The following is a 24,697-nucleotide window of genomic DNA, read 5'->3' as shown; positions in this document are numbered from 1 at the left end:
ATAAAAAAGCTTATTTTTTATTAATTTAAATATAAATAGTGTAGCTTTTTTAATACTAATAAGCGATTATTTGTTATAAACAACTGTTAGTAAATAAAGCTTTATAAAAAAATAGTAGAAACTCAGGGTGTAAAAACCTTCCACCCCAAGTCTTAAAATCAGATCCAAGGCCATGCAGTAGTTACAAGTATCTCCCTATCTGGCGCTGGTAAACCTTGGCTTTGACGGATGGCTTCTTGACGACGAGCGATCGCCCACTGGCGCTGACGCCACAACACAAAGCCAGTAATAAATAAAACCATTGGTGCAAGGCCAACAAACACATAGATAATACGCATTACCAGCCCACCATAAGCACCGTTGTGTAACGGTAAAAGTACATTCATAATTTTGGTAGCTAGGGGCGCAACGAGTGCATTGTCCACCCGCAAAACTTTAGCGCTGTACTGGTCAAGATAAATACGGGTGCGACCTGAAGGGTGGATTTCCCCGGCTAATTTCTTAGTTACTCTGAATACTCCATCTGGTTTTTTAGGAAGGACAATGAACGTAATTTCGCCTCCTGGTAATGCAGCATCAACTTTTTGTAGAACTGTTTCTAGTGAAGAGGGCGGCAAATTCGCAACGATGGTCGATTTGACTTCGGCAGGCTTTGGCGTACCTGTAAGCCAGTAAACAGCAGGTTCAAACTGCTCGTGAAACATTATTGCTGCGCCTGAAAAAGCGATCGCGACTAGAAACACAGCAGACAAGATACCCCCTACTTTGTGGATATCGTAGTTAAGCAACCTCGCGGGGGAATTCCACCGGATTTTAAAGCCAGGAGTCAGTTTTTTCCAACCGGGCCATAGTATTAGTCCAGTCACGCCTAGTATTAACAGCAATATGCCGCAAAATCCCACAACCATTTCGCCGATTTCGCCAGCAAGGAGAGTGATATGAATGTCATAGAGGAACGTGATCAGAGTTTGTCCCCACTGAAGCTTTCCTAGAATCGCTCCCGTATAGGGGTGAACGTAAACGTCGCTCCACTTATCATCTTGTGAGACCATCGCTACTTTGTAAGTTTCTTCTGGCTTGCGGGGCAAATCGATAGCACTCAGTTTTAGAGTGGGATATGCTTTTTTGACTGGTTCTAAAATTGAATCTATAGAGACGCGATCGCCTTGAGGAACAACCTCCATCAGCGGTAAATTTTGTAAGTGTTCGATCTCGTGCCAGAATACTAAAAAGCTGCCAGTTAAGCCGACAATCGATAGTATAATTCCTACCATCATCCCGACATAGCGGTGCAGCTTGAATGCTATTTGCCGTATTTTCATATCATCATCTCCTTTTAGTACCAAAAAATTACTTTTTAGCCAAATAGATAAAAATTATTTAAAAATTGCTATTTGATTTAAAAAGCATAAATCAACGCGGTTAGCTAAGATATAAAAAAACTAACTCAATCTAATTTAAATTCAAAAACGAAACCCTATTTTTATAAACATTTAGTTGGGTTTTACTATCGTTCAACGCAATCTACAATTAACTCCCTTTCCTTATACATTACTAAGTGACAAGGAAAGGGAGTTTAGTTGGTAGCTTTCAGCTACAAAAATCAAAACTGTACAGACACCGTTCCCAAGAGAGTCAAAGGCGCTCCGGGGTAGAGAGTTGTTCCCTGAGAATCGAAATACTTGGTATCCAAGAGATTTTTCGCCGTCAGAGCTAATTTGTAATTATCGCGGCGATAGAAGAGAGTGGCATCTGTTCTGATATAGGAGGGAATAACAAGGTTATTGGGAAGCTCTGCTTCGCGCTCTCCCACAAAAAATAGCCCCGCTCCAAAACCTAAACCTCGCAAAGCACCACTTTGAAGTTCATAAGTAGTCCACAGGCTAGCGCTATGACGAGGCACGTTAATCAGCCCGTCGCCTTCAGGGATATCGTTATCTTTGCTAACAAAAGCATCAGTATAGGCATAGGTTGCGATCGCCTTCCAGCCTGGTGCAATTTCCCCTGCCAAATCAACTTCAAAGCCTCGGCTTTTGAACTCTCCAGCTGCAACCGAGAAATCACTATCATTGGGATCTGTGGTGGCTATATTTTCCTTGGTAATTTGAAAAGCTGCCACCGTCGCCGAAAGCCTTCCTCCCAACAACTCGGCTTTCATCCCCACCTCATATTGCGTGCCGCGTTCAGGGTCTAATGGCTGCCTGTTAGATGTCAAAGCAGTAAAGTTTGGCTTGAAGGAGCGGCTGTAACTGGCATACAGTGAGATAGGTTCTATCGGTTGATAAACTATTCCCACACGGGGGGAAAACGCTTCATAGGAACGACTAGCTTTTACAACCTCATTTTCAGCAAAAATGTCTGCAATATCTTCGCTGTCGTAGTTGACAAAATCGAATCTGCCTCCCGCAAGTAATTTAAGATTTGGCAGCAATGCCACCTGGTTTTGGAAATAAATGCCTACACTATCGTTAACTTGTTCATTTGCAAAACCCTCAGTCAACCTGGTTGGCAGCGGCAGACCATAGACAGGATTGAGAATATCAAGCGAAGGGAAATTAGATCTCTTGAAAGTGTATCCACTAATGCTTCTATTCAACTCGAAACCCAGAAGAACTTCATGTTTAATCGAGCCAGTATTGAATTTACCTACCAGGTCTGTTTGCAGAGAATAATCTCGCGCGTACTCGTCAACTTCATTAAATCTTCGCCGTAAGGTACGACCATCGGCCTCTAAGCGGAAGGTGCGAGGCTGGACATTTGAGCGACGTGAATCCAAAAGTTGAGCTGACAAACCACTCCTGATCCGCAAATTCTCATTAAAGCGATGATCTAAAACCAACCTTGCTTTGTTGTCAGTGCGGGTGTAGATGTCGCTTCTTTCTCCTACATTAAGACTAATCGGGAGGTCAAAAAAGATTTTTTCTGCTGGAAATCCCCGGTCAAAAGTCCGCTCAAGATCGATGTGTTCATATTCCAGCGTCAAGGTAGTAGAATCACCTATTTTGTAGCTCAATACGGGCGATATAACAAAAACTTTATTGTCAACAAAATCTCGGAAGCTACCAGAGCTTTCGTATGCAACATTTAAGCGATACAACAAGTTTTTATCAGGTGTAAGCGGCCCGGAAATATCTATCGATGGACGATAAAAGTCGTAACTTCCACCTGTAAATTCAGCTGCGTAGTACGGCTCGCTCAGAGGTTGTTTGGTGATGTAATTAATCGCTCCGCCTGGTTCAACCTGACCGTAAAGGACGGAAGCTGGGCCTTTGAGAACTTCGACTCGTTCTATGGTGGCGACATCAGAGTATCCGTAATAACCTTGGTCTTTAAAACCGTTTCTCAGGTTGTTTGATATTGCAAATCCCCGGATGGTGTAGTTATCAGTAGCGCCTCCATAACCTTCAGTTCGCGCAACGCCGCTGACGTTGCGCGTGGCTTCTGTGACTCGAACTACTTGCTGATCTTCGATCACCCGCCGGGGGATAACTTGAATTGACTGAGGAATGTCCCGCAAGGGGGTGTCTGTCCTGGTGGCGCTTGTGGCGCTTGGTGCGGTATATCTTCCTGGTTCCTCACCTGTCACGACAATTTCAATTTCCGCATCTCCATTGCTTTGAGCCTCTGGCAGTTGGCTAGATGGTGTCGTTGGTACGTCTGGCTGGGTTTCGCGAGGTAGGTTATCAGATGGTGTTGTTGGTAAGTCTGGCTGCGGCTCTACCGCGGTTTGACTAGATGGGATTGTTGGGACGACTGGCTGAGTTTGGCGAGGCTGGTTATTTGATTGTGTCGTTGGTAAGTCTGGCTGAGTTTGGCGAGGCTGGTTATTTGATTGTGTCGTTGTTACAACTGGCTGAGTTTGGCGAGGCTGGTTATTTGATTGTGTCGTTGATGCGGGTGCAGGCGTAGGCTGAACTGCTGTTTTATCAGAACCGTCAGCCAAACTGATGACAAAACCGCGATCGCTAGCTCCTACCTGTGCGTTTGGTATACCGGATGCTCCGATGACTTTAACGCGGATGCTGTTAACATCTAGCTGGCTAACTTGTACCTCACGAATTCCGGCTGCTGGATTTTCTTGGCGAAATGTATTGCCAGATGGTAAACGCAGCCTGGTGGTAATAATGTCAGCAACAAACGTCTCTCCATACTTGGTAGTAAAGATTTGCCCAAGTTTTCCATTTGGTGTTTCTAAGATCACCTCAACGCCGTTGGCTGTATCTTTGAGGCGCACGCCTGTAACTTCAGTAATATAAGCGCAGGCAGGCTGCGCTACTAAAACCGATACGGCGCTAGCAAGGGCAAGGCCATTTAGTAAATGCAGTTGGTTCACAATATCTCCTCACAGCAAAAGGTCTGAAATCTGATTGCGCTTTGTATGGATCGCCTCTTTTTTGAAGTTGGGTTCTCGAAGAGGCGCAATTTTTCACAAGCTAATTAGGAAAAATTTCATTAATAAATGAGAAATTTTAGTGTTAAGCGTGAAAAAGTTTTCTTTAAAGGTTGGCGATCGCGTGCGTTGCACGAGCGGTGTCTGCACGTCAAAGTTAGGCGGAAGGCCGCCAAAGGCGGCCTCTGAGCTATAGCCTTATTCAAAAAACCTATAAGCAGTCAACCTTTGCCAGCAGCATCCTACTCTAACTTCACAGGTTCAGGCGGTGGCGATTCCGATTCAGGCGGTGGCGATGCTGGTTCAGGTAATGGCGGGAGTTCTGGCGATGGTGGTGGTTCTGGTAATGGTGATGGCGGGGGTTCTGGTGCAGGAGTTGCAGGTTTGGGAGAAGCTTCTGGTTTAGTTCTAGACTCAGGCGTTGGTAAAGCAGGCAGAGACGGTGACTCTGGCACCTTTGGAATCTCGCGGTTTAACCTTTCTTGTTCTTTTTGTTCGCGCTCTTGCTGTTCGCGAAGTTCTTCTTCTCTCTGTTCGCGAATTTCGCGTTCTCTTTTAGCGGTAATTTCGCGTTCTTGCTGTTCGCGAATTTCCCGTTGTCTCTGAGCGCGAAGTTCGCGTTCTCGGGCTTCACGAGCGAAATCTGAGTTCTTCTTAGTAAAGTTAAGTCCTGCCCTTATGCGCTGTCCGCTTTCAGATCTGGAGAACTTCCACTCGTTTTTTACAGTTTCGACGGCGGCTTGATCGAGTATGTCGTGACCGCTGGATTTAGCAGGCCGTGCGTCAAGCACATTGCCATCTCTGTCAATTTCTATCTCTACAACCACTCTGCCTTCTAAATTTTCAGAGCCTCTGGGATATTTTGGTTCGGGACACCTGCGGCAAGAGGCACGACCAGAGCCAGAACCTGTTGTAGAACGTTTGCGATCGCGATTTCTAGGAGCTGCTCCCTGTCCTGGGCCTGTGGCGATCGGCCCGGTATTTCCAGAACCACTTCCAGAACCAGACCCTGTGCCATCTCCAGAACCACTTCCAGAGCCAGAACCTGTGCCATTGCCAAAGCCAGACCCTGTACCATTGCCAGAGCCAGACCCCGTGCCATTGCCAGAGCCGGAACCTGTACCATTGCCAGAGCCAGACCCTGTGCCATTGCCAGAGCCAGACCCTGTGCCATTGCCAGAACCTGTGCCGGGGCTAGTGCTTGTACCACCGCCACTTCTTCCACCGTTTGACTCACTACCAGGAATGCTAGTGCGATCGCCCGCTTCACTGCTGTTGTTTGACGGGCTTGGATCGTTCTTAGCAATTTCTTGACGTTCTGGGGTATTTTTCTGTCCTAGAAGATCTCTTAATCTGTCGGTAACTTGTCCAAAAGGTTGCTGTCGCTGTGTTGTGCGTTCTGGCTTTTCAAGTTGTGGAGATGGCGTCACAGGAACAGCAGGCGATTCGGTTGGCCTTGTTTCTGGAGTAGCGGTAGGGATTGGTGATGGCGTACTAACTCGCGGTGGTTCCGGCAGTTTTTCCGGAAGCGGTGTTAGCGTCGGCGAAGGGGTTTCTATCGGTGCAGGCGGCAAACTAGCCACTGGTGTCGGTACGGGCGTTGGCTCTACAGTTTGGGCTACTTCAGGCGATACCGTAGGTTCTGGAATTGGTGGTGGCGGCGTCGGTTGGACAGTTTGAGCTACTTCCGGCGGTACTGTCGGTATGGGGGTCGGCTCTACAGTTTGGGCTACTTCTGGCGGTACCGTAGGCAGGGGTGTTGGCTTCAGGTCAGGCTTGGGCAAGGGAGGGGGCAGCAAGCGGGCAAGTGATTGCTGTTTAATAGTTTCAGTTGGTGGCACATAAGCGGTTGGTTTAAATGAAGGCGCAAATCTAGTATCGGGGGTTTCGCTGCTTGTAGCTACGGCGGGGCTGCTGGAGCCACCACCGCCAGAGCCTCCTCCCGCTTTGCCTCCAGACCCCCCGCCAGAGCCTCCTCCCCCTAGTGAAGTGTCTTTCGGTTGAATCTTTTCTTCTAGTTTCTTCTCTGGGGGTTTTATCGTTTCAACAGTAGGCGCATCTACAACTACGATTTCAACCGGTTCCTCTGCAAATTCAGCATTTTTGACCCAAAAACTGCCGAGCGTCAGCAACGCTATATGCAGCCCAATGGAACCCATGAGGCCGTAGGCTAAGAACGACCTCAGGGCCTCCTCTTCTTTTTCTCGCTGCTGTACAGCAATGCTTGACAAGCTCATACCTTATTGCCAATGATTAGCATCTGCTTGAGTAAACTTACGGCTGTTAGGAGCAAATGTCAAGTAAAAAAACTCAATCCCTGTATTAATGCATTTCTACAGCCAAAGCCTCAACAGCACGGTTCGCCGCACTTCAAAGTACAAAGTTTTTATTGTAAATAAATATTACGGTTATGTAGTAATAAAATACTTGACAGGAATTTGCATTAGGTTTAATTTCACAAGAGAAGTTATATCAGCTTTGCCGCAGAGCAATCTGGTAAGCTTCCTTTGCCTTCTAAATTGCCCTAGAAAAGTACATGGGAATTACTGAGCTTTTTATTGCAGGCGGCGTGGTAATGTGGCCGCTGCTGGCATTTTCCGTAGTAGGGACAGCCCTCATTGCAGAGCGTATAGCTTTTTGGTTTCGTGTTACTCAACGGCAACGTCGTGTAGTGCGAGATGCGCTATCTGCATATCAGCAGAATCCGGACGTAGCGCTGAAAAAGCTACAAGCTAATGCCGATTTGCCTATTGCGCGCATCTTTTTAGCGGCTTTAGAACTGGAAGATCCCAATCCAGAGGAATTCCGTTTGGCTCTCGAAAGTGAAGCTCAAGCAGAGATTCCTGTGCTGAAAAGATTTAACGTTGTGTTTGACACTATCGTTAGTCTTTCACCCCTTCTGGGTTTGCTGGGGACAGTTTTGGGGTTGATTAACTCGTTTGCCTCACTGACATTGGGCGATGCGGGGAGTACCAAAACCACAGGAGTGACAGCAGGGATTAGTGAGGCATTGGTTTCCACAGCCTCGGGCTTAGTTGTTGCTATGTTTGTTTTGTTTTTTTCTAATGCTTTTCGAGGATTCTATCTGCGTCAAATAGCACTGATTCAAGAGTACAGCGGTCAGCTAGAATTGCTCTACCGCCGTCGTTATGAAAGAGGATCGCGCCATGCGTCTACCCGATGAGCCAGATATACCGCCCCAGATAAATATAGTGCCGATGATCGATGTGATCTTCGCCATTTTGACTTTCTTCATCATGTCATCCCTTTATTTGTCTCGCTCGGAGGGATTAGCCGTCAATTTGCCGCAAGCATCGACTGTCCAAACTCAGCCGCCAGCGCAAATTACGGTGACGATTGACCAGCAGGGACGGTTAGCCCTCAATCGCCAGCCAATTGAGCTAGACGCGCTGGAAGCAGGCGTGCGTCAGTTGCTCCAGCCTAATCAAGAAGCGCTCGTAGTGCTGAATGCAGATAAAGGGGTGAATCACGGGCAAGTGGTTGAGGTGATGGATCGCGTGCGTCAAATTAAAGGAGCAAAGTTGGCGATCGCTGCCCAGAAACGTTAACTTAGAAGACCATTGCTCTTCATCTCAGCAGTTAATTGAGAATTAATCGGCTAATTTCCATGTACTTGAGAAGTAGCGATCGCCTTGATGGCTAGACTATAGCCAATGCCAATGCCGAGATAATTTATTAAATAATTCTCTTTGCAAACAATACAACGCCATAACTTATGAACCCCGCTAATGCTGCTAGCGGGGTTCTGCATTTTTATTGAAAACCTATAGCCGCTTGAATTACAGCAACCAACGAGCGATCGCTTTTCTGAGTGCAGTTGTAGCAAATCTTTACTATCTACATCCATCAATAGTACCGATCCCCATATCTGTCTTCAGCAGGGGTAATAATACTTGCCAGCTTATTAAAACTTAATAGTGAAGGCGATACAAAGTTGCCTTGACTGGTTTAAAACCTCAATCTGTAAATAAAGCAATTGGAGAAATCTATGACAGTTACGACAGATAAAAACATTCTGCAAGTAGTTGAAGCCCTTGGGCGCTTCGATGTCGATACTCAACTCGCCTTGCTATGGTTCGGCTACCTCGACCTCAAAGAAGGTCTTAACCCAGCAAACGCACCTGCTTCCCAAGACATTGCTGAAGCCTTCTATCACAGCATTGAAGCACTACCCCACGACCAACAACTGCAAGCACAGCGCGACATAGCTGGACGAGTAGATAATGAAATTAGCCGTTCTTATGGTGCTTTAAGCCCTAGCGCCAAGATGGATGTGTGGTTGCGTTTAGCACAAGGCATGGAAGACGGTCGCATCATTGGTATGCCCGCTGACTATAAACTGCCCTCTGAAACAGACCAGTTTGTAGCTCAAGTCAAGCAACTCGACTTTGAAAACCGGGTGAGTTTCGCCCGTGCGGCGGCGGCTCAAATGGGGAGCCACCCTCAGCAAGGCGCTCCTGTATAGGACAAATGTATGGGAGTGTTTGGAGGAAGCTTTCTCGTAAAAAATCCCCTTCTAGATTGCAATGCAATTAGTAGGGGTGACATTAAATCTGCTGATTACCCATCCTAAAGCACTCGCCTGCAATTGTGAGCATCGTCTTGACCCGGAGCAACTGCTCCGGGTCAAAACGTAATGGGGGAGATCGTGCAGGGTGATATTCTAAGAGCATCAGAGACTCCACGCGATCGCGCCGCTACACTGCTTTACGTTGGCAAACTCGGGGAAAATTACATCAACGTGCAGTTAACAGTAGTGTTTGATTTGTAATGCACCGCTAATGTCAACTTGATCAACCCAGATGTTCGCGTCAGAATAAAATAGAGTAAATATTTCTCTTGTTTTGATAAATTTTGTTAACAATGGCGCTGGAACAGATAACTCAACCAAGTTTGACAGCGGAGACACCCACACACCAGCAAGATTTTGACTACGATCTAGCAATTGTGGGCGGTGGCATTGTCGGGGCAACTCTCGCGGCTGCTTTGAAAGATTCCGGGTTGAGCGTAGTATTAATTGAGCGATCGCCCCAGTCTGCTGCCGCTGCTATAGGCCGAGCTTATGCTATTTCCGTGATGTCCGGGCGTATCTTTGAAGGAATCGGCATCTGGGACAAAATATTACCGCAAATCGCTACATTCGGACAAATTAGCCTGTCTGACGCTGACTATCCCGGAGTGGTGCAATTCCACCCCCCGGATTTAGGCACAGATGGACTTGGATATGGAGCGGAACATCGAGTGTTGCTGACAGCTTTGCAAGAGTGCTTGCAAGATTGCCCGAACGTGCATTGGCTGTGTCCCGCAGAAGTAATTAGTGCTGACTATCAAGCGGACGCTGTTGAATTAGAAATTATGGTGAAAGGGGAGATTCCCCAATCCAAAATCCCAAATCTAAAATCTAAAATTCGCACTCGCTTGCTGGTGGCGGCAGATGGTGCAAAGTCTCCCATTCGCACTGCTGCTGGTATCGGCACCCAAGGCTGGCCTTACTGGCAATCTTGCGTAGTTGCAACAATTAAACCAGAATACTCGCACAATAATATCGCCTACGAGCGTTTTTGGCCTAGCGGTCCGATGGGGGTTCTGCCTCTACCGGGAAATAGGTGTCAGGTTGTGTGGACTGCACCGCACGCGGAAGCGAAAGCCTTGAAGGAACTGGACAAAGAAGAATTTTTGGCAGAGTTGGAACGGCGCACGGCGGGAAAGCTGGGGCGTTTGGAACTGGTGGGCGATCGCTATCTGTTTCCAGTACAGTTAATGCAGAGCGATCGCTACACTCAACCTCGACTAGCCCTAATTGGCGATGCTGCCCACTGTTGTCATCCCGTTGCCGGACAAGGAATGAACCTGGGCATCCGAGATGCAGCTGCTTTGGCTCAAGTTTTGCAATCTGCCCACAATAGCCGTGAAGATATCGGCGATTTGCGCGTCCTCAAACGCTACGAACGTTGGCGAAAAACCGAGAACCTAACGATTCTCGGTTTCACCGATTTCTTAGATCGGATGTTTTCTAATAATTGGTTGCCCTTGGTAGCAATTCGCCGCTTGGGTTTAATAATGCTAAATGGAATTCGTCCGTTTAAGACTTATGCTTTGCAGCTTATGACTGGTCTAAGGGGGCGTCATCCTCAACTGGCTTCCCGCTAAGAAATACCTCTGGCTGGAAAGGAAGCGGCGCGGCTTGATTACCATTCGGCAATGCTGTTACTTGATTTCCATTGGTAATGACATTGGCGATCGCACCTGGCAAACTTTTAGCCGCATGAATAATATCGGACGGCATCATAATCACTGTCGTAGTGTTATTTTCAGCCCCGATTTCTGTCAGCATTTGCAGACGCCGCAATTCTAATGCGGCTGGGTTTTGCATAATCACTTGAGAAGCTTCTGCTAACTTAATTGATGCTTCTTGTTCCGCAGCCGCTTTAATTATACGGGCGCGTTTTTCCCTAATTGCTTCTGCTTCCTTCGCCATTGCCCGCTGCATAGAAGGTGGAATTTCCACATCTTTCATTTCCACCCTTTCAATTACAACGCCCCAAGGTTCTGTGATTTCATCAACGATTTCTTGGACTTTGTTGTTGATTTTATCCCGGTTTTGTAGAACATCATCCAAAATATTTTGGCCAACTACATTTCTTAAGGTCGTTAGCGCGGCTTGATAGACAGCAAGATTGTAATTTTCGACCTTAATAATTGCCTTGGCAGGGTCAATAATTCGGTAATAAAGAACGGCGTTGACTTTTATTGTTACGCTGTCAGCCGTAACGGTTTCTTGGGGTTCGATATTGACAGTTTTGGTGCGGATATCAACCTGGGTTTTTTGATCCATCCAAGGTACAATCCAATACATCCCCGGCCCCATGACACCTTTGGTTCTGCCAAGTCGGAAGATGACGCCGCGTTCATATTCCCGATCTAGTTTGAGTCCTGAAGCTCCTAGAAATAGAGCTATAGCTAAAATCGTGCCTAGAATAGTTTCCATATGCAAGCGGGCTAATTTTGCCTATATCTATTCTAGTCGTGGCTACAGATGGGCAGCGATCGCGATCGCCCTGCATATGAGAAAAACGCGATCGCGCCTTTCAGCCTTTTTTAATGTGCTACACATAGGGTAGCGATTCCATTGCAATATCAATACTACTTGCTCGCTTGTAACACCCTATTAACAAATGTTAGGAACTTTTCAACAAAGCCATATCCGAATTGAAGTAGAAGCATCGGCTGCTGTCATCGGCGACAGTTTGCTGCGTCCGTCGCTGCTGAGTCGGTGGATGTGGGCGCAGCGCTTTTCACCTGGAATGCCCGAACAGTTGCACTCAGGATTGACATTCACAAACTGGGTTGGAGCAGTTCCAATTCAACACCATGTAGAAGTAGCGGAGTCTAACTGTCTGCGCCTGCTATTGAGTCAGGGTATTGACGGTTATCACGAGTGGTATTGGGGAGAAAGTTGGGTGCAGTCTCGCCTTGAAGGAGTGTCGATGCTGCCGCTAAATTTAGCTCAAAGTGTTAGTTTGTTGAGCCTGCGCGAATTTCTTTTGAAGCAAAAAGTATAAAAGAAAAAACACTGTTTTTGCTTTTGCTTTACCTCATCAATACTTTTCGGTTAAGGCTTCGATCCCCCCAACCCCCCTTAGAAAGGGGGGCTTTGTTCCCTCTTTTTAACAACGATGGGAGGGATATCTAAGGGCTAAATACTGATAAATGAGATGTATTGTTTACCTAGTTAGTTGCGATCGCTGTTGCTTTGTTATTTCATTCAGCCCTACTTGATCTAGAAGGGACAAGAAATCATCGCGAACAGCGGCATCGTTGGGGTTAGCAGCTCTAGCCGCTAAACTTGCTGCTAGGGCATCATACCAGTATCCTGCTCTAGCATAAATTATTGCCTTGTCGCTCTCTAAAGTCTTACCTGCCAGTTGTTCTTGGAGTTTTTGTGGTGCGTCTACGCGCTTAATCGTTGCTCGCGCTACATTCGGAGAAGCCTGACGTTTATTACAAACCAAGGATAGCGTCCAGCGGTATGTCTGCCCTGAAACCAGTTCTGGTTTATCTTTTGGCATTTCCAGCTTATTAATGCCAGCCTGGGGCGCCTCAATCTTTTGATCGATAAATGTAGTCTTTCCTTCTGGGTCGGTGAGGCTAAACCTCATAGGTACTCCTGGAACGTCAGACAAATACCAGACAAACGTAGGACGACCTGATGCAGTCAATCCCCTGTGCTTCTCAGGAACTAGCAAGGTTAGGGATACAGGCGCTGACTGGCTATCATTTTGGCATCGGGGCGCTACCTTCCGGCGAGGTGTTGCATTTCGGGGAAGCGGTGGAACAATTCTTTGCGGAGAGCCAATACCGCTGCTGGGTGGGCTAACGTCAACACCATCATCAGACTCATAACGCATCCGCGATCCACTTCCTATTGTGCCGCCTTTAGGAGATCCCGGATTGTCATCATTATTAGATTCGGGACGCGCCTGCCCTCCAGTTACACTCGTACCTTTGGGAGAACCCAGCTCGTCTCTACCCTTTTGAGGCTCGGACTTTAGCAGTTCGTTTGCTTTTGCGGTTGAACTTTGTTTAAACAGGTAATTGGGCGGAATGTCGAGCAAATACAACCAGTTGAGCAAAATAACTGATGTAGTTGCTGTAAATACAGTCCCTAATTGACGGCGGGTAAGCATAAGAGAAAATACTGTAATTTTACTTAATTTTTAAACATTTTGCGCGATCGCAGCGTGGAGGTGTGTGATTTAATACCTATCGAAATTGTGTTTTGAATAAGAAAGTATAAGTTAATACACCAGACGGCTTGTGATTTCCTGAATCGAGGCTAAATCGCATATCTAGCCTGCTGACTTCTGACTTATTGCATCGTTATCGGAAGCATTTTCTACCATAACTTGGTAAATGTCTGTCTGCTGTTCGCGCCCCTTAAGTTGGAAGCTACCGAGCCTTTTGGTAGGATATTTGCCCTTAAGGCGATAGTAAGTTTCGTCGTTGATTAAAATTCGGCAAATACCGCCATCTATCGACTTATCATAGCTTTCTAGTCTGGATGCTACGTTAACAGTGTCGCCAATAGTTGTGTACTCGATTCTTTGGAAACCGCCGAGGCTACCAGTCACCACCACACCAGTGGCAATACCGACGCGCATGGCGACGGTGGGGAGTCCCTGCGATTGCCATTGTTGATTGAGCGATCGCAGTTTTTCTCCCATTGCTAGGGCGCAAGTAACAGCTTGTTGTGCATCGCGGGCGATCGCTTCATCTGTAGTGCTGGGAATAGGAACGCCAAACACAGCCATAACAGCATCGCCAATAAATTTATCAACGACGCCACCGCACTCTAGAACAATCTGGGACATAGCATCCATGTACTCGTTAAGCCAAGACATTAACGTTTCAGGATCGAGCATTTCGGCAACGGTACTAAAACCTTTGAGGTCGGTAAATAGCACCGTTGCGGTAATTTGTTGTCCCCGGAGGCGTCCTTCAGTTAGCAATTGCTGGCGATCGCGCCAAATCGCTTCGGCAATTTTGGGACTAACATGACGACCAAACAAATTCATCACAGTTTGTCGGTCTTCGCCTTCTAGGTACGCAACATAAGCAGCGATCGCAGTTGCGGAAGCAATTAAAGTTAGAAACGAGGGCACAACGGGTATCCAAACTCCCCCTAAAAAAAGAAGATAAGACCCGCCCAGCAAACTGCCTCCTGCTAATAAAATGCTGGTGAATATCCAACTAAGCGATCGCTTACTATTACCTTCCACGTCGCGCAATTTCCAACTCAAAATTGTACCGATACAAGACCACAATAAAATCCACAGCCACTCCGCAGGTTCGGGCCAGACTTGAATTAGTGTACGACCATCGAGAGCTGTACTCAATATCTGGCTAGTTAAATTGGCTTGAATTTCTACGCCTGGAGTGCGTTCCGTAGTATTAATGCTGTAAGGAGTTTGGAAGAAATCATTCAGGCTAGTAGCCGCAGAACCAATCAAAACAATGCGATCGCGCAAAGCGTCTGGATATCGTTTTTCTAAGATATCTGCTAGCGAGATAGTGCGAAAACTTTGGGCTGGCCCCCTGTAGTTAAGCAAAATTTGATAGCCGCCTGCATCTGCACCAACATAAGCACCATCATCGCTTCTAAAACGTGGAAATATTAGTCCATTTAACTGCAAAATATATTTCGGATATCCATCAGCGCGTTGAGGAGTAACGCCCTCGGCTTTGAGATAAATTTCTGCCAGTCTTAGTCCTAAGCTGGATACTATTTTGCCCTCTGGTGATGTCAGTTTTAGCATCCCGCGACGCAACTTGCCATCTGCATCCTCGACTACATCATTAGCGCCTACTAATCCGCGTTTTTTTAGGGCAGGTGCAGGAGCAACAGCAGAGCTATTTTTATTCCCAATTGTTTTTTCAATGCCAATTAAATTGGGCGTTGATTCAAATATTTTGACTAGCTTCTGGTGTCCTGGTTCTAGAGGTAAATCTCGGTAAATATCTAGACCAATTGCTCTAGGCTGCTGTGTTTTAATTTCCTCTAGCAGTTGAGCCAAGAGATCGTCGCGAATAGGCCATCCGTACTTTTGAATATCGGTTTCATTAATGCCAACAATTACAATACGCTCGTCGCGTTTTTCTGCTGGGCGCCAGCGGAAGTATTGATCTAGGGCTGACCATTCCAAGCCTTGCAATGCACCAGATAAGCGCAGGGCGATCGCAATCCCGGCAACGGTGGGAGCAGTTGTCAATATGCCGCGCCATTCCCAGATTTTTTCTCCGAGCTTTTTCCACATATTCTAGATAGTTTTAAGGTGCGCTGCGAGCTGCGATTAAGATGCTTTTACTGTCTTAACCTATAACTTGTCAATCGTCACGAGACAATTAGCTCAATTGCTAAGTAACGCAAAGCAGGCAATCGCTCTAAATTATTATGTCTTGAAATATCGTTATACCAAGCAGAAATATTAGCGCGATCGCTGTTAGCCTGGATTGAATGAGTAGCAGCCTTGAAGCCTTTTAAGGGCGCGATCGCAGTTTAGTATATAGTTTTGAGCATTTTGGCAGCAACCATCTCAGTTGGTTGGGAGAGTTTCCCTAGTTTAGCTTTTCAGCCGGGATGTTATCTTGATTTCCTCTACAGTTGTCTAATTTAAGAATTTCTTATACCTGCGTGAATGCAGCGCGAACGAGCATCTTCCCAACGTGCTATTTAATTAAAACTTAACTCCTTCATAAATATCGTTGAACGAAATTTGAAGCTCTATCGAAGCTAGCGATCGCATAAAATCAATTGCAGTTATCATTTTTTGGCTAGTGAGGATAGATGCGCTCCCCACTAACTTAACTAATCTCATTGTATCGATTCAGATATGATTCTGAAATTCCGCGCCTTCCTAGATGGAGGCGGTTGCATCGATATTGGTTGGGGTTACTCCTATGATATTGGCAAAATTATCAAAATTTCCAACACCGGAAAGTATGAAATCGATGCCAGAGGCAAAGAATAGCAAAGTTATAACGCTTTGCCTAAATTACACGAATTGAAATTTTGCTATCCTTATCAATTCAAACTTAAACTGTTGGGAACACACGCCAAATATTGGGTATGCGATCGGAAGTTTGCCTACGTTGCTCTCGCAGCGTTTTTAGCTCAAATATTCCCAAACTAAACACCTGTCAACCTTACTTAGCAAGTGACGAGATGGGAAACCTACTCAAATCCCCGCGCACTATTACCAAATTGATTCAATGATTTGAACGTCAACCAGCTTTCTCGAAAAAAACCGCCAGTGGTAATAGCATTTCACTTTAGTTTTGCAACAAATAAGCTTATCAACTCCCTTAAAAAGGGAACTGGGGGTATCTATTGCTCTGGGGGCGTATGGCAATACATTCCTACGCCCCCAGTTGATTATTTGTTATAAGCTGTTCCACATTTAAGAAGCCTATATTCACTAGGCTTCTTGTCGTGGTAACACAAGTTTTCTTTCTTTTGCCTTTTGCCCTCGTTCCCAGGCTCTGCCTGGGAATGCTTTTGCCTTGCTTAACAGCTTTATTCTGGCTTAACCACGAGGACAGAACAAGGCGCATCCGCTACAACCTCACTGCTGACAGACCCTTCTATAATTCGCTCCACCCCAGTTAACCCACGACTGCCGATTAAAATCAAGTCAGCCTTGTAAATATGAGCTAGACGCACGATTTCTTCTGCCGGATCGCCCGTAACAATTTCTAGTTCACTCTCGTAGGGCAAATACTCCTGGTAGGATTCCAGCTTCTTTTCAATCTCTCGATAGGGCAACTCCTCTGAAAAACCATGAGGTCGATCGACTGCCACTTCTACATCAGTTCCACTTGAGGAAATAACGTGGGACAGGACAATTTTTGTTGCTGGCTGGAGTTGGAGTTCCTCCAGACACTGCATCACTCGCTGCGACAGATCTGAACCGTCGAGAGCCACCAAAATGGTTTTTAGCACCGAACAGTCTCCTTTTATCTAGGGGCGATCTAAGAAGGGATTGGGACACACGATAATAAAAGACTTCCCCTCTTTCAGAGAATACCACTAGCCTCTAATTTCGAGAAATTATCCCATTCCCAGTCCTTAATCCTCAGTCTCTTGCGATCGCAGTCTCACCGATTCGGCATGGGAAGGCAACCCCTCTGCTTTTGCCAAAATCTGGATGGCATTTGCCACCTTATCAAGTGCTGCTGGCGAGTATTGAATCAGGCTGGAGTGTTTCATAAATGTTTCCACTCCCAGCGGCGAAGCATATCTGGCTGCACCCGATGTTGGCAAGGTGTGGTTCGGCCCCGCTAAGTAATCTCCCACCGCTTCTGGTGTTGAGTTACCCAAGAAAATAGCACCAGCATGGCGAATTTTGTCAAGTAGCTCCCAAGGTTCTTCCACTTCGAGTTCTAGGTGTTCTGGGGCGAATTCGTTGGAAAGTGCTGCCGCAACTTCCAAAGATTCGACAAGGACAATTAGACCGTAGTGAGCGATCGCTTTCTCGGTCAGCACTCGTCGCGGATGTTCCCTCAGCTGCCACTCTACCTCTGCCTGCACTTTTTTGGCCAGACTGGCCTCGGTCGTCACCAAAATTGCTGCCGCCATTGGGTCGTGTTCCGCTTGCGCCAACATATCAGCCGCTACGTGGACGGGATTTGCCCCGCTATCTGCTATCACTAGCACTTCCGATGGCCCTGCTAGCGAGTCAATTCCCACCGTGCCGTAGACAAGTTTCTTGGCTAGGGTGACATATATATTGCCAGGGCCAGTTATGACATCTACCTTGGGGATGGTTTCCGTACCATACGCCAAAGCGGCGATCGCTTGGGCACCACCTACCCGATAAATTTCCTGTACGCCAGCTTCCTGCGCCGCCACGAGGACAGCCGGGTTAATCGTTTTCTCCGATCCTGGCGGCGTCACCATCACAATTCTTGGTACGCCAGCCACTTTAGCAGGGATGGCATTCATCAAAACCGTACTGGGATAAGACGCCCTACCCCCAGGAATGTACAATCCAGCCCTATCCACAGGAGTGTAGCGCTTGCCCAGCACGACATCATCATCGCCAAATTGCACCCACGATTTGGGTACCCGCTGTCTGTGAAATGCCTCTATTTGTTGACGCGCCAATTGAATCGCGTCTAGCAACTCTTTGGATACCTGTTGATATGCAGCATCCAATTCCGAGCCACTAACGCGCAACTCTTCCGCACTGAGGGTTTGACCGTCAAACTCCTCCGTGTAGTGCAGGATGGCCTTATCTCCCTGACGCTTTACCGCTTGGATAACTTCCCGAACGGTTGCCTCTTTGTGAACAGTCTGGTCGTCGTGAGTGCGATCGCAGATACGCCGCAGTTCAGTTTGTGCCTCAGCCAGCTGAGTAATTATTCGCAGCATGGAGTCGCAATGCCCATTTAGGAATTAACCGCCCGAAAACAGGTTGACAAGCATCCAGTTGGGAGCTGTTAGTTTACAGTTATCAGCATATCGATTTTTAAATTTTGATTTTTGATTACTCATCAATCTAAAATCTATATGGATCGCAATTAAACCGATTCAGCCTACCCTTACTCACCTTACTCCCGCCGACGAGCCAAGCTCATAACCCCTAGTGGGGGACAGCAGCTTTTCATGCGGGGCTGGTTTGTTTTGGTCACTCATCTCCGCGTATCCAAGGCGCGAATAGCGTTTGCCCGTTTTTGAATGCCTAAAGGCCAGTAACGGTGCCGACATCTGCTGTCTCATGTAGAAACCTTGTATGCAACGTCTCTACAGCAACACGTTTTTATTCACTTCCCCTGATTAGGGGTACTCGCGCTTATTTTAACTTGCCAGATGGGTTTCCGTGTACTGTATTACCTATCCTGCTTGGGTACTGCTTGCCTAACCCAGACAGCTATCTTCCCCATCTTCATAGCTTAACCTGATTTTAAAGAGCGATCGCGATTTTCTAGAATAGATGTTATAGTAGACAATCTAGGATTCTGTCTTTTTCCATACAAACTGGTCACTGTGGCAAATATTAAGTCTGCTATTAAGCGTGTACATACAGCCGAGCGCAACCGACTTCGCAACAAGGCTTACAAATCAGCGGTGAAGACCCTGATGAAGAAATATCTGGCTTCGGTAGAGAAATATGCGGCTAACCCCAGCCCAGAAGCGATGAATGAAGTGCAGAGCCATATGGCAGCTGCTTACAGCAAAATAGATAAAGCCGTAAAGCGGGGTGTTTTGCATATAAACAACGGCGCCCGGAAAAAATCCCGGCTAGCGCGATCGCTGCAACGTGTAGTGGCACCTAAATCTGCCGCAACTCAGCAGTCAGAGGCTTCATAGATCGGCGCAGAACCCCGATTCTACTGCAAGTGCTGGAAAAAACTGGCTACCAGCCAGTAATTTGTTCATCTACCATTAGCGAGAAGGAATTGGCAAGTCAACAAGCTATCGTGTTGCTGGTCGTGCGCCCCGGAACGGCGGCTTCTTGGCGACAGATGTAACCAAACACAAATCGCTAATAAAGGGAGACAGCACCAATGCAGTTGATTGACACTCACGTCCATATCAACTTTGCCGTCTTCCAGCAAGAGCTGGAAGCGGTACGCGCTCGTTGGCAAGAAGCAGGTGTTGTTCGGCTTATACATTCTTGCGTGGAACCATCTGAGTTTCCCAGCATCCAAGCATTGGCCGACCAGTTTCCAGAGCTTTTCTTTGCTGTAGGGTTGCATCCTTTAGACGCTGAGAAATGGACATCAGAAACCGAGAAACAGATCGGGGTTCTTGCTAGTTCTGACCGTCGAGTCGTAGCAATTGGCGAAATCGGCTTGGATTTTTACAAAGCCGAAAACAATCAGCAGCAGAAACAGGTGTTTGAGGCGCAGCTAAACGTAGCGCATCAACTAGACATGCCAGTAATTATCCACTGTCGCGACGCTGCAAGCGTTCTGCGCGATATGGTTCGGGAGTTTAGCAAAAAGACTGCCGTACCCGTGCGGGGTGTGATGCATTGCTGGGGAGGAACGCCAGAAGAAACCCAATGGTTTCTCGATTTGGGCTTTCATATTAGTTTCAGCGGCATCGTGACCTTTAAAAACGCCATTCAGATTCAGGAATCTGCGCGTATGGTTCCAAGCGATCGCCTCCTAATTGAAACTGATTGTCCCTTTCTAGCACCAGTTCCCAAACGGGGTAAACGTAACGAACCCTCATTCGTTCGTTATGTAGCCGAGTGCGTAGCCCAACTTAGAGGTGTATCCTTAGAGACTCTTGCCGCCCAAACCACTCAAAATGCCTGCGACCTATTTGGAATTTCAGTAGAAGAGCAGGTAATTCTGCCTTTTCCCCACAACGAAGTTTCTCTGCGTCATAATAGTTAATACTCTTGCTATGAACAGAATATTTTCACGCAGACAGGCATTGCAGCCTTTCCCGATAATAACAGAGCCTCGTCCTCGCGCCTACTGGCCGCCAAACCATCCGTAAACAAATCTTAAGGTGATTACCACCAGAGCTGCAATTAGAGAAAAAAAGACAGCCTTAAAAAAATTGAGTTCTTACCTTATGAACTTAGCAGGTGTTAGTAGTAGAGACGCCAGTAGTTGCATCTCTACTACTAACCACTTAGCGGCAAGTTTACCCGTCAAAGCGACAAATATTATCAGTTTGGGGTGGTAAAAACCGCTTCTAAAGCCCCGCCCCGCTTTAGTGTTGTGCTACGTTCCCTCGGCCCATTCAGTGCCGTAAACAAAACACAAATAACAATCAAATTCCCGCTTGTGGGAGGAGACGCATGGCTAATCAGACTGCACTGGCACCAGCCTATATGTTGCCCGACCTAGTAGAAATTCAGCGCTCCAGCTTCCGCTGGTTTCTGGAAGAGGGACTGATTGAAGAACTCAACAGCTTTAGCCCTATTACAGACTATACAGGCAAGCTAGAATTGCACTTTTTGGGCAAAGATTACAAACTAAAATGGCCTAAATACGACGTAGACGAAGCAAAGCGCAGAGACGCAAGCTACGCCGTGCAAATGTACGTCCCTACTCGGTTAATTAACAAAGAAACTGGAGAAATAAAAGAACAAGAAGTATTCATCGGCGATCTGCCCTTGATGACCGATCGCGGTACCTTTATCATCAACGGTGCCGAGCGAGTGATAGTCAACCAAATAGTGCGATCGCCCGGAGTCTACTACAAAAGCGAAACCGACAAAAACGGACGCCGTACATACTCAGCCAGCCTAATTCCCAACCGGGGAGCGTGGCTGAAATTTGAAACCGACAAAAACGATATAGTCTGGGTAAGAATTGACAAAACCCGGAAACTATCAGTACAGGTGTTGCTGAAAGCTCTAGGACTGAGCGACGGCGAAATTTTCGATGCCCTGCGCCACCCAGAATACTTTCAAAAAACCCTAGAAAAAGAAGGGAACCCCAGCGAAGAAGAAGCGCTGATGGAACTGTATCGGAAGCTGCGTCCGGGCGAACCCCCAACCGTAACTGGCGGACAGCAGCTATTAGATTCCCGCTTTTTTGACCCGAAACGATACGATCTGGGTCGCGTTGGTCGCTACAAGATCAACAAAAAGCTGCGCCTTAGCGTTCCAGACACAATGCGGATTTTGACACCGCAAGACATATTGGCGGCGGTGGACTATCTAATTAACTTGGAATTTGGCATCGGTCAAACAGACGATATCGACCACTTGGGAAATCGCCGAGTGCGGAGCGTCGGAGAGCTGTTGCAAAACCAAGTACGGGTAGGCATTAACCGACTTGAGCGGATCATTCGGGAACGGATGACCGTATCCGATAGCGAGACGCTAACCCCAGCAAGTTTGGTGAACCCCAAACCTTTGGTGGCGGCAATTAAGGAATTTTTTGGTTCCTCCCAGCTGTCGCAGTTCATGGATCAGACAAACCCACTGGCGGAACTGACCCACAAACGGCGTCTCAGCGCCCTTGGCCCTGGCGGTCTGACGCGGGAACGGGCAGGTTTTGCCGTTCGGGATATTCACCCATCGCACTACGGACGGATTTGCCCCATCGAGACGCCAGAAGGCCCGAACGCAGGTTTGATTGGCAGTTTGGCAACTCATGCACGGGTGAATCAGTATGGATTTATCGAGACACCATTCTGGCCTGTAGAAAACGGACGGGTGCTGAAAGAGCGTGCGCCGATTTACATGACGGCGGACGAAGAAGATGACAAGCAAGTTGCACCAGGAGACATACCCGTAGATGAGAACGGGTACATTATTGGGTCTGTAGTGCCCGTTAGGTATCGACAGGAATTTGCAACCACGACGCCGGATCAAGTGGATTTTGTTCTGGTTTCCCCGGTGCAGATTATCTCCGTTGCCACAAGTTTGATTCCCTTTTTGGAGCATGACGATGCCAACCGGGCACTGATGGGATCTAACATGCAGCGTCAGGCTGTACCTCTGTTGCGGCCAGAGCGTCCTTTGGTAGGGACGGGACTGGAAGCTCAGGCGGCGCGAGATAGCGGCATGGTGATCGTGTCGAAGACGGATGGCGAAGTTACTTATGTGGACGCCACGACTATCCGAGTTCGTCCTACATCTGACGGTCAGTTGTTGGAAGAAGGACGATCTAAGGGAGGGCGGAACGCACACAACGACCAGCCAGCCGAGATCGTGTATGAAATTCAGAAGTACCAGCGGTCGAACCAGGATACTTGTTTGAACCAGCGCCCCTTAGTGTTTGAGGGGGATGATGTAGTTGCAGGTCAGGTGCTAGCAGACGGTTCTTCGACTGAAGGAGGAGAGCTGGCGCTGGGACAGAATATCTTAGTGGCTTATATGCCTTGGGAAGGATATAACTACGAAGATGCGATTCTGATTAGCGAACGGCTGGTGTATGACGATGTATACACGAGCATCCACATTGAGAAGTATGAAATAGAGGCGCGGCAAACCAAGCTGGGGCCTGAAGAGATTACGCGGGAAATCCCGAATGTGGGTGAGGACGCGCTGCGCCAGTTGGACGAGACTGGCATTATCCGAATTGGTGCTTGGGTGGAAGCCGGGGATATCCTGGTGGGCAAAGTGACGCCGAAGGGTGAATCTGACCAGCCGCCTGAAGAGAAGTTACTGCGGGCGATATTTGGAGAAAAAGCGCGGGACGTGCGGGACAACTCGCTGCGAGTACCCAACGGAGAGAAGGGGCGCGTGGTGGATGTGCGCGTGTTTACGCGGGAACAGGGAGATGAGTTGCCACCTGGGGCGAACATGGTGGTGCGCGTATATGTAGCGCAGAAGCGGAAGATCCAGGTTGGGGACAAAATGGCAGGACGCCATGGGAATAAGGGGATTATTTCCCGGATTCTACCTTGCGAGGATATGCCGTATTTGCCGGATGGGACGCCAGTGGACATTGTGCTAAATCCGTTGGGGGTTCCGTCGCGGATGAATGTGGGGCAGGTGTTTGAGTGCTTGCTGGGATGGGCAGGAGAGATCCTGGATATGCGGTTTAAGATGGTGCCGTTTGACGAGATGTACGGAAGCGAGTCATCGCGAGAGACCGTGCATGGAAAGTTAGACGAAGCGCGATCGCGGCCTGGTAAGGGATGGGTATTTGACCCGGAAAATGCGGGGAAAATTTCTGTTTACGACGGACGGACAGGCGAGGCTTTCGACCGACCAATTACAGTGGGCAAGGCGTATATGCTGAAGCTCGTGCATTTGGTAGACGACAAGATACACGCACGTTCCACAGGGCCATACTCGCTGGTGACGCAGCAGCCTTTAGGCGGCAAAGCGCAGCAGGGGGGTCAGCGATTCGGGGAAATGGAAGTATGGGCGCTGGAGGCATTTGGCGCAGCGTATACTCTGCAAGAGTTGCTGACGGTGAAATCCGACGATATGCAGGGACGGAACGAGGCACTCAACGCGATCGTGAAGGGGAAATCTATTCCTCGTCCGGGTACGCCAGAGTCGTTTAAGGTGCTAATGCGCGAATTGCAGTCGCTAGGCTTGGATATCGCCGTCCATAAAGTGGATACCAAGGAAGACGGAAGCAGCCGCGATGTGGAGGTTGATTTGATGGCAGATGTGTCTAATCGTCGCACGCCCACGAGACCAACTTATGAGTCTCTAAGTCGAGAAGAATTGGAGGAAGATGAGGTTTAATTTCTTGTAGTAGGTCGCGCCCTTATTTGGGGCGCGACACCGAACCAAGAAAGCAGGCGTGAATTGAGCGCGAGATGATTAATTATTTCGACAAAAGCGCGATCTAAGAAATTAAACTCAACAGATGCATTTAAAACAATCCGTTGATTTATCTCATCGCTGCTCTTTCACGCTTTGCTCTTTAGAAGAATTACCCCCAACTAGCTGCATTATTACAGCAGTTAATCTCCAATTTCAGAGGGATGGCTACATAAAGGTAAACCGCAAAATGCTATTTTTTCATCGCCTCAAACACATTGTAAGAAACGCGAAAAATTGTACGCTTCTAAATATCTTCCAGCAAATCCTAAGCTGACAGTTGTACAAAAAATTGAAAGCCGCTAGACACATAGCGCCTCATCAAGTCTGTTTAGTTAACAAGCCGGGTACTTATTGCGCTCTTTAAATTACAACCTTCAGCATCGCCCCTAATTGCGCGAAGCCCAAACGAAAGGAAAAGTACTCCAAGTCGTACTAACATCTGTCTTAACTAAAACAAAGCTTTATTTCCATAGGTGATGAGATACAACAAACACTGACATATGGGGAAACAATGACTCATTTAACA

General features: G+C 47.5%; 20 protein-coding genes. 11 read left to right on the top strand and 9 right to left on the bottom strand.

Translation table 11 applies throughout. From position 1 onward, the window contains the following. Nucleotides 1–158: 158 nt before the first annotated feature. From H6F77_RS12510 to H6F77_RS12500, 3 genes are all read right to left on the bottom strand, one after another. A complete protein-coding gene (locus H6F77_RS12510; protein ID WP_190488939.1) occupies nt 159–1,322 on the bottom strand; it encodes a PepSY-associated TM helix domain-containing protein in 1,164 nt (387 codons plus the stop codon). 281 nt (nt 1,323–1,603) lie between these two features. After that, nucleotides 1,604–4,333: a TonB-dependent siderophore receptor gene (locus H6F77_RS12505; protein ID WP_190488936.1), complete on the bottom strand. Its 2,730-nt coding sequence runs from the start codon at nt 4,331–4,333 to the stop codon at nt 1,604–1,606. Between the two features lie 299 nt (nt 4,334–4,632). Next, complete coding sequence (locus tag H6F77_RS12500; RefSeq protein ID WP_190488934.1) at nt 4,633–6,627, bottom strand: energy transducer TonB; 1,995 nt, start codon at nt 6,625–6,627, stop codon at nt 4,633–4,635. 299 nt (nt 6,628–6,926) lie between these two features. Here H6F77_RS12500 and H6F77_RS12495 point away from each other — a divergent pair, with 299 nt between their 5' ends. Both H6F77_RS12495 and H6F77_RS12490 read left to right on the top strand, forming a co-directional pair. Then, on the top strand, nt 6,927–7,574 hold the full coding sequence (locus H6F77_RS12495; RefSeq protein WP_190488933.1) for a MotA/TolQ/ExbB proton channel family protein: 648 nt from the start codon (nt 6,927–6,929) through the stop codon (nt 7,572–7,574). After that, nucleotides 7,540–7,959 carry an ExbD/TolR family protein gene (locus H6F77_RS12490; protein WP_375335935.1) on the top strand — a complete coding sequence of 140 codons (420 nt, stop codon included), beginning with the start codon at nt 7,540–7,542 and terminating at the stop codon, nt 7,957–7,959. Before H6F77_RS12495 ends, H6F77_RS12490 begins: the two co-directional genes overlap by 35 nt. Before the next feature lie 50 nt (nt 7,960–8,009). On the opposite strand, the gene H6F77_RS12485 is transcribed toward H6F77_RS12490, so the two are convergent. Then, nucleotides 8,010–8,258 (bottom strand): hypothetical protein, encoded by a 249-nt coding sequence (locus tag H6F77_RS12485; protein ID WP_190488929.1) that lies wholly within the window; start codon nt 8,256–8,258, stop codon nt 8,010–8,012. A 141-nt stretch (nt 8,259–8,399) separates the two neighbouring features. Here H6F77_RS12485 and H6F77_RS12480 point away from each other — a divergent pair, with 141 nt between their 5' ends. The 3 genes from H6F77_RS12480 to H6F77_RS12475 all read left to right on the top strand — a co-directional run bounded on the left by H6F77_RS12480 (nt 8,400) and on the right by H6F77_RS12475 (nt 10,561). Next, nucleotides 8,400–8,876 carry an orange carotenoid protein N-terminal domain-containing protein gene (locus H6F77_RS12480; protein ID WP_190488927.1) on the top strand — a complete coding sequence of 159 codons (477 nt, stop codon included), beginning with the start codon at nt 8,400–8,402 and terminating at the stop codon, nt 8,874–8,876. Nucleotides 8,877–9,047: 171 nt separating this feature from the next. Beyond that, nucleotides 9,048–9,182: a hypothetical protein gene (locus H6F77_RS28375; protein WP_255515736.1), complete on the top strand. Its 135-nt coding sequence runs from the start codon at nt 9,048–9,050 to the stop codon at nt 9,180–9,182. Between the two features lie 92 nt (nt 9,183–9,274). Further along, nucleotides 9,275–10,561, top strand: coding sequence for an FAD-dependent hydroxylase (locus H6F77_RS12475; protein WP_190488925.1), 1,287 nt, complete (start codon nt 9,275–9,277; stop codon nt 10,559–10,561). Here H6F77_RS12475 and H6F77_RS12470 read toward each other — a convergent pair. Further along, nucleotides 10,515–11,399, bottom strand: coding sequence for a slipin family protein (locus tag H6F77_RS12470; RefSeq protein ID WP_190488923.1), 885 nt, complete (start codon nt 11,397–11,399; stop codon nt 10,515–10,517). The two genes, H6F77_RS12475 and H6F77_RS12470, sit on opposite strands and share 47 nt — an antisense overlap. A gap of 187 nt (nt 11,400–11,586) precedes the next feature. Between H6F77_RS12470 and H6F77_RS12465 the strand changes: the two genes are divergently transcribed. Next, entirely contained in the window at nt 11,587–11,973 is a 387-nt protein-coding gene (locus H6F77_RS12465) for a hypothetical protein (RefSeq protein WP_190488921.1), read from the top strand. Between the two features lie 162 nt (nt 11,974–12,135). Here the strand turns inward: H6F77_RS12465 and H6F77_RS12460 are convergent, their stop codons facing one another. Then, a complete protein-coding gene (locus H6F77_RS12460) occupies nt 12,136–13,098 on the bottom strand; it encodes a DUF928 domain-containing protein (RefSeq protein ID WP_190488919.1) in 963 nt (320 codons plus the stop codon). Nucleotides 13,099–13,260: 162 nt separating this feature from the next. Next, nucleotides 13,261–15,225, bottom strand: a complete 1,965-nt coding sequence (locus tag H6F77_RS12455) for a CHASE2 domain-containing protein (protein ID WP_190488917.1) — start codon at nt 15,223–15,225, stop codon at nt 13,261–13,263. 576 nt (nt 15,226–15,801) lie between these two features. On the opposite strand from H6F77_RS12455, the gene H6F77_RS12450 reads away from it, so the two are divergent. Continuing rightward, the gene (locus H6F77_RS12450; protein WP_190488915.1) at nt 15,802–15,939 is read left to right on the top strand and encodes a hypothetical protein; all 138 of its coding nucleotides are present in this window, start codon (nt 15,802–15,804) and stop codon (nt 15,937–15,939) included. 545 nt (nt 15,940–16,484) lie between these two features. Here the strand turns inward: H6F77_RS12450 and H6F77_RS12445 are convergent. Further along, nucleotides 16,485–16,910 carry a universal stress protein gene (locus tag H6F77_RS12445; protein WP_190488913.1) on the bottom strand — a complete coding sequence of 142 codons (426 nt, stop codon included), beginning with the start codon at nt 16,908–16,910 and terminating at the stop codon, nt 16,485–16,487. 126 nt (nt 16,911–17,036) lie between these two features. Further along, nucleotides 17,037–18,341, bottom strand: a complete 1,305-nt coding sequence (hisD, locus tag H6F77_RS12440) for a histidinol dehydrogenase (RefSeq protein ID WP_190488911.1) — start codon at nt 18,339–18,341, stop codon at nt 17,037–17,039. 615 nt (nt 18,342–18,956) lie between these two features. Between hisD and rpsT the strand changes: the two genes are divergently transcribed. The 4 genes from rpsT (at nt 18,957) to rpoB (ending at nt 24,090) form a co-directional block, all read left to right on the top strand. Further along, on the top strand, nt 18,957–19,280 hold the full coding sequence (gene rpsT, locus H6F77_RS12435) for a 30S ribosomal protein S20 (protein ID WP_190488909.1): 324 nt from the start codon (nt 18,957–18,959) through the stop codon (nt 19,278–19,280). Nucleotides 19,281–19,309: 29 nt separating this feature from the next. Then, nucleotides 19,310–19,441 (top strand): hypothetical protein, encoded by a 132-nt coding sequence (locus H6F77_RS28370; protein WP_255515735.1) that lies wholly within the window; start codon nt 19,310–19,312, stop codon nt 19,439–19,441. A 36-nt stretch (nt 19,442–19,477) separates the two neighbouring features. Further along, nucleotides 19,478–20,317: a TatD family hydrolase gene (locus H6F77_RS12430; RefSeq protein WP_190488907.1), complete on the top strand. Its 840-nt coding sequence runs from the start codon at nt 19,478–19,480 to the stop codon at nt 20,315–20,317. 413 nt (nt 20,318–20,730) lie between these two features. Next, nucleotides 20,731–24,090: a DNA-directed RNA polymerase subunit beta gene (rpoB, locus tag H6F77_RS12425; RefSeq protein ID WP_190488905.1), complete on the top strand. Its 3,360-nt coding sequence runs from the start codon at nt 20,731–20,733 to the stop codon at nt 24,088–24,090. The last annotated feature ends 607 nt before the right edge of the window (nt 24,091–24,697 follow it).

The sequence above is a fragment of the Microcoleus sp. FACHB-831 genome, assembly GCF_014695585.1.
Lineage (GTDB): Bacteria > Cyanobacteriota > Cyanobacteriia > Cyanobacteriales > FACHB-T130 > FACHB-831.
The sequence above is the reverse complement of the archived record's forward strand: the minus strand, read 5'-3'. Positions and strand labels throughout refer to the sequence as shown.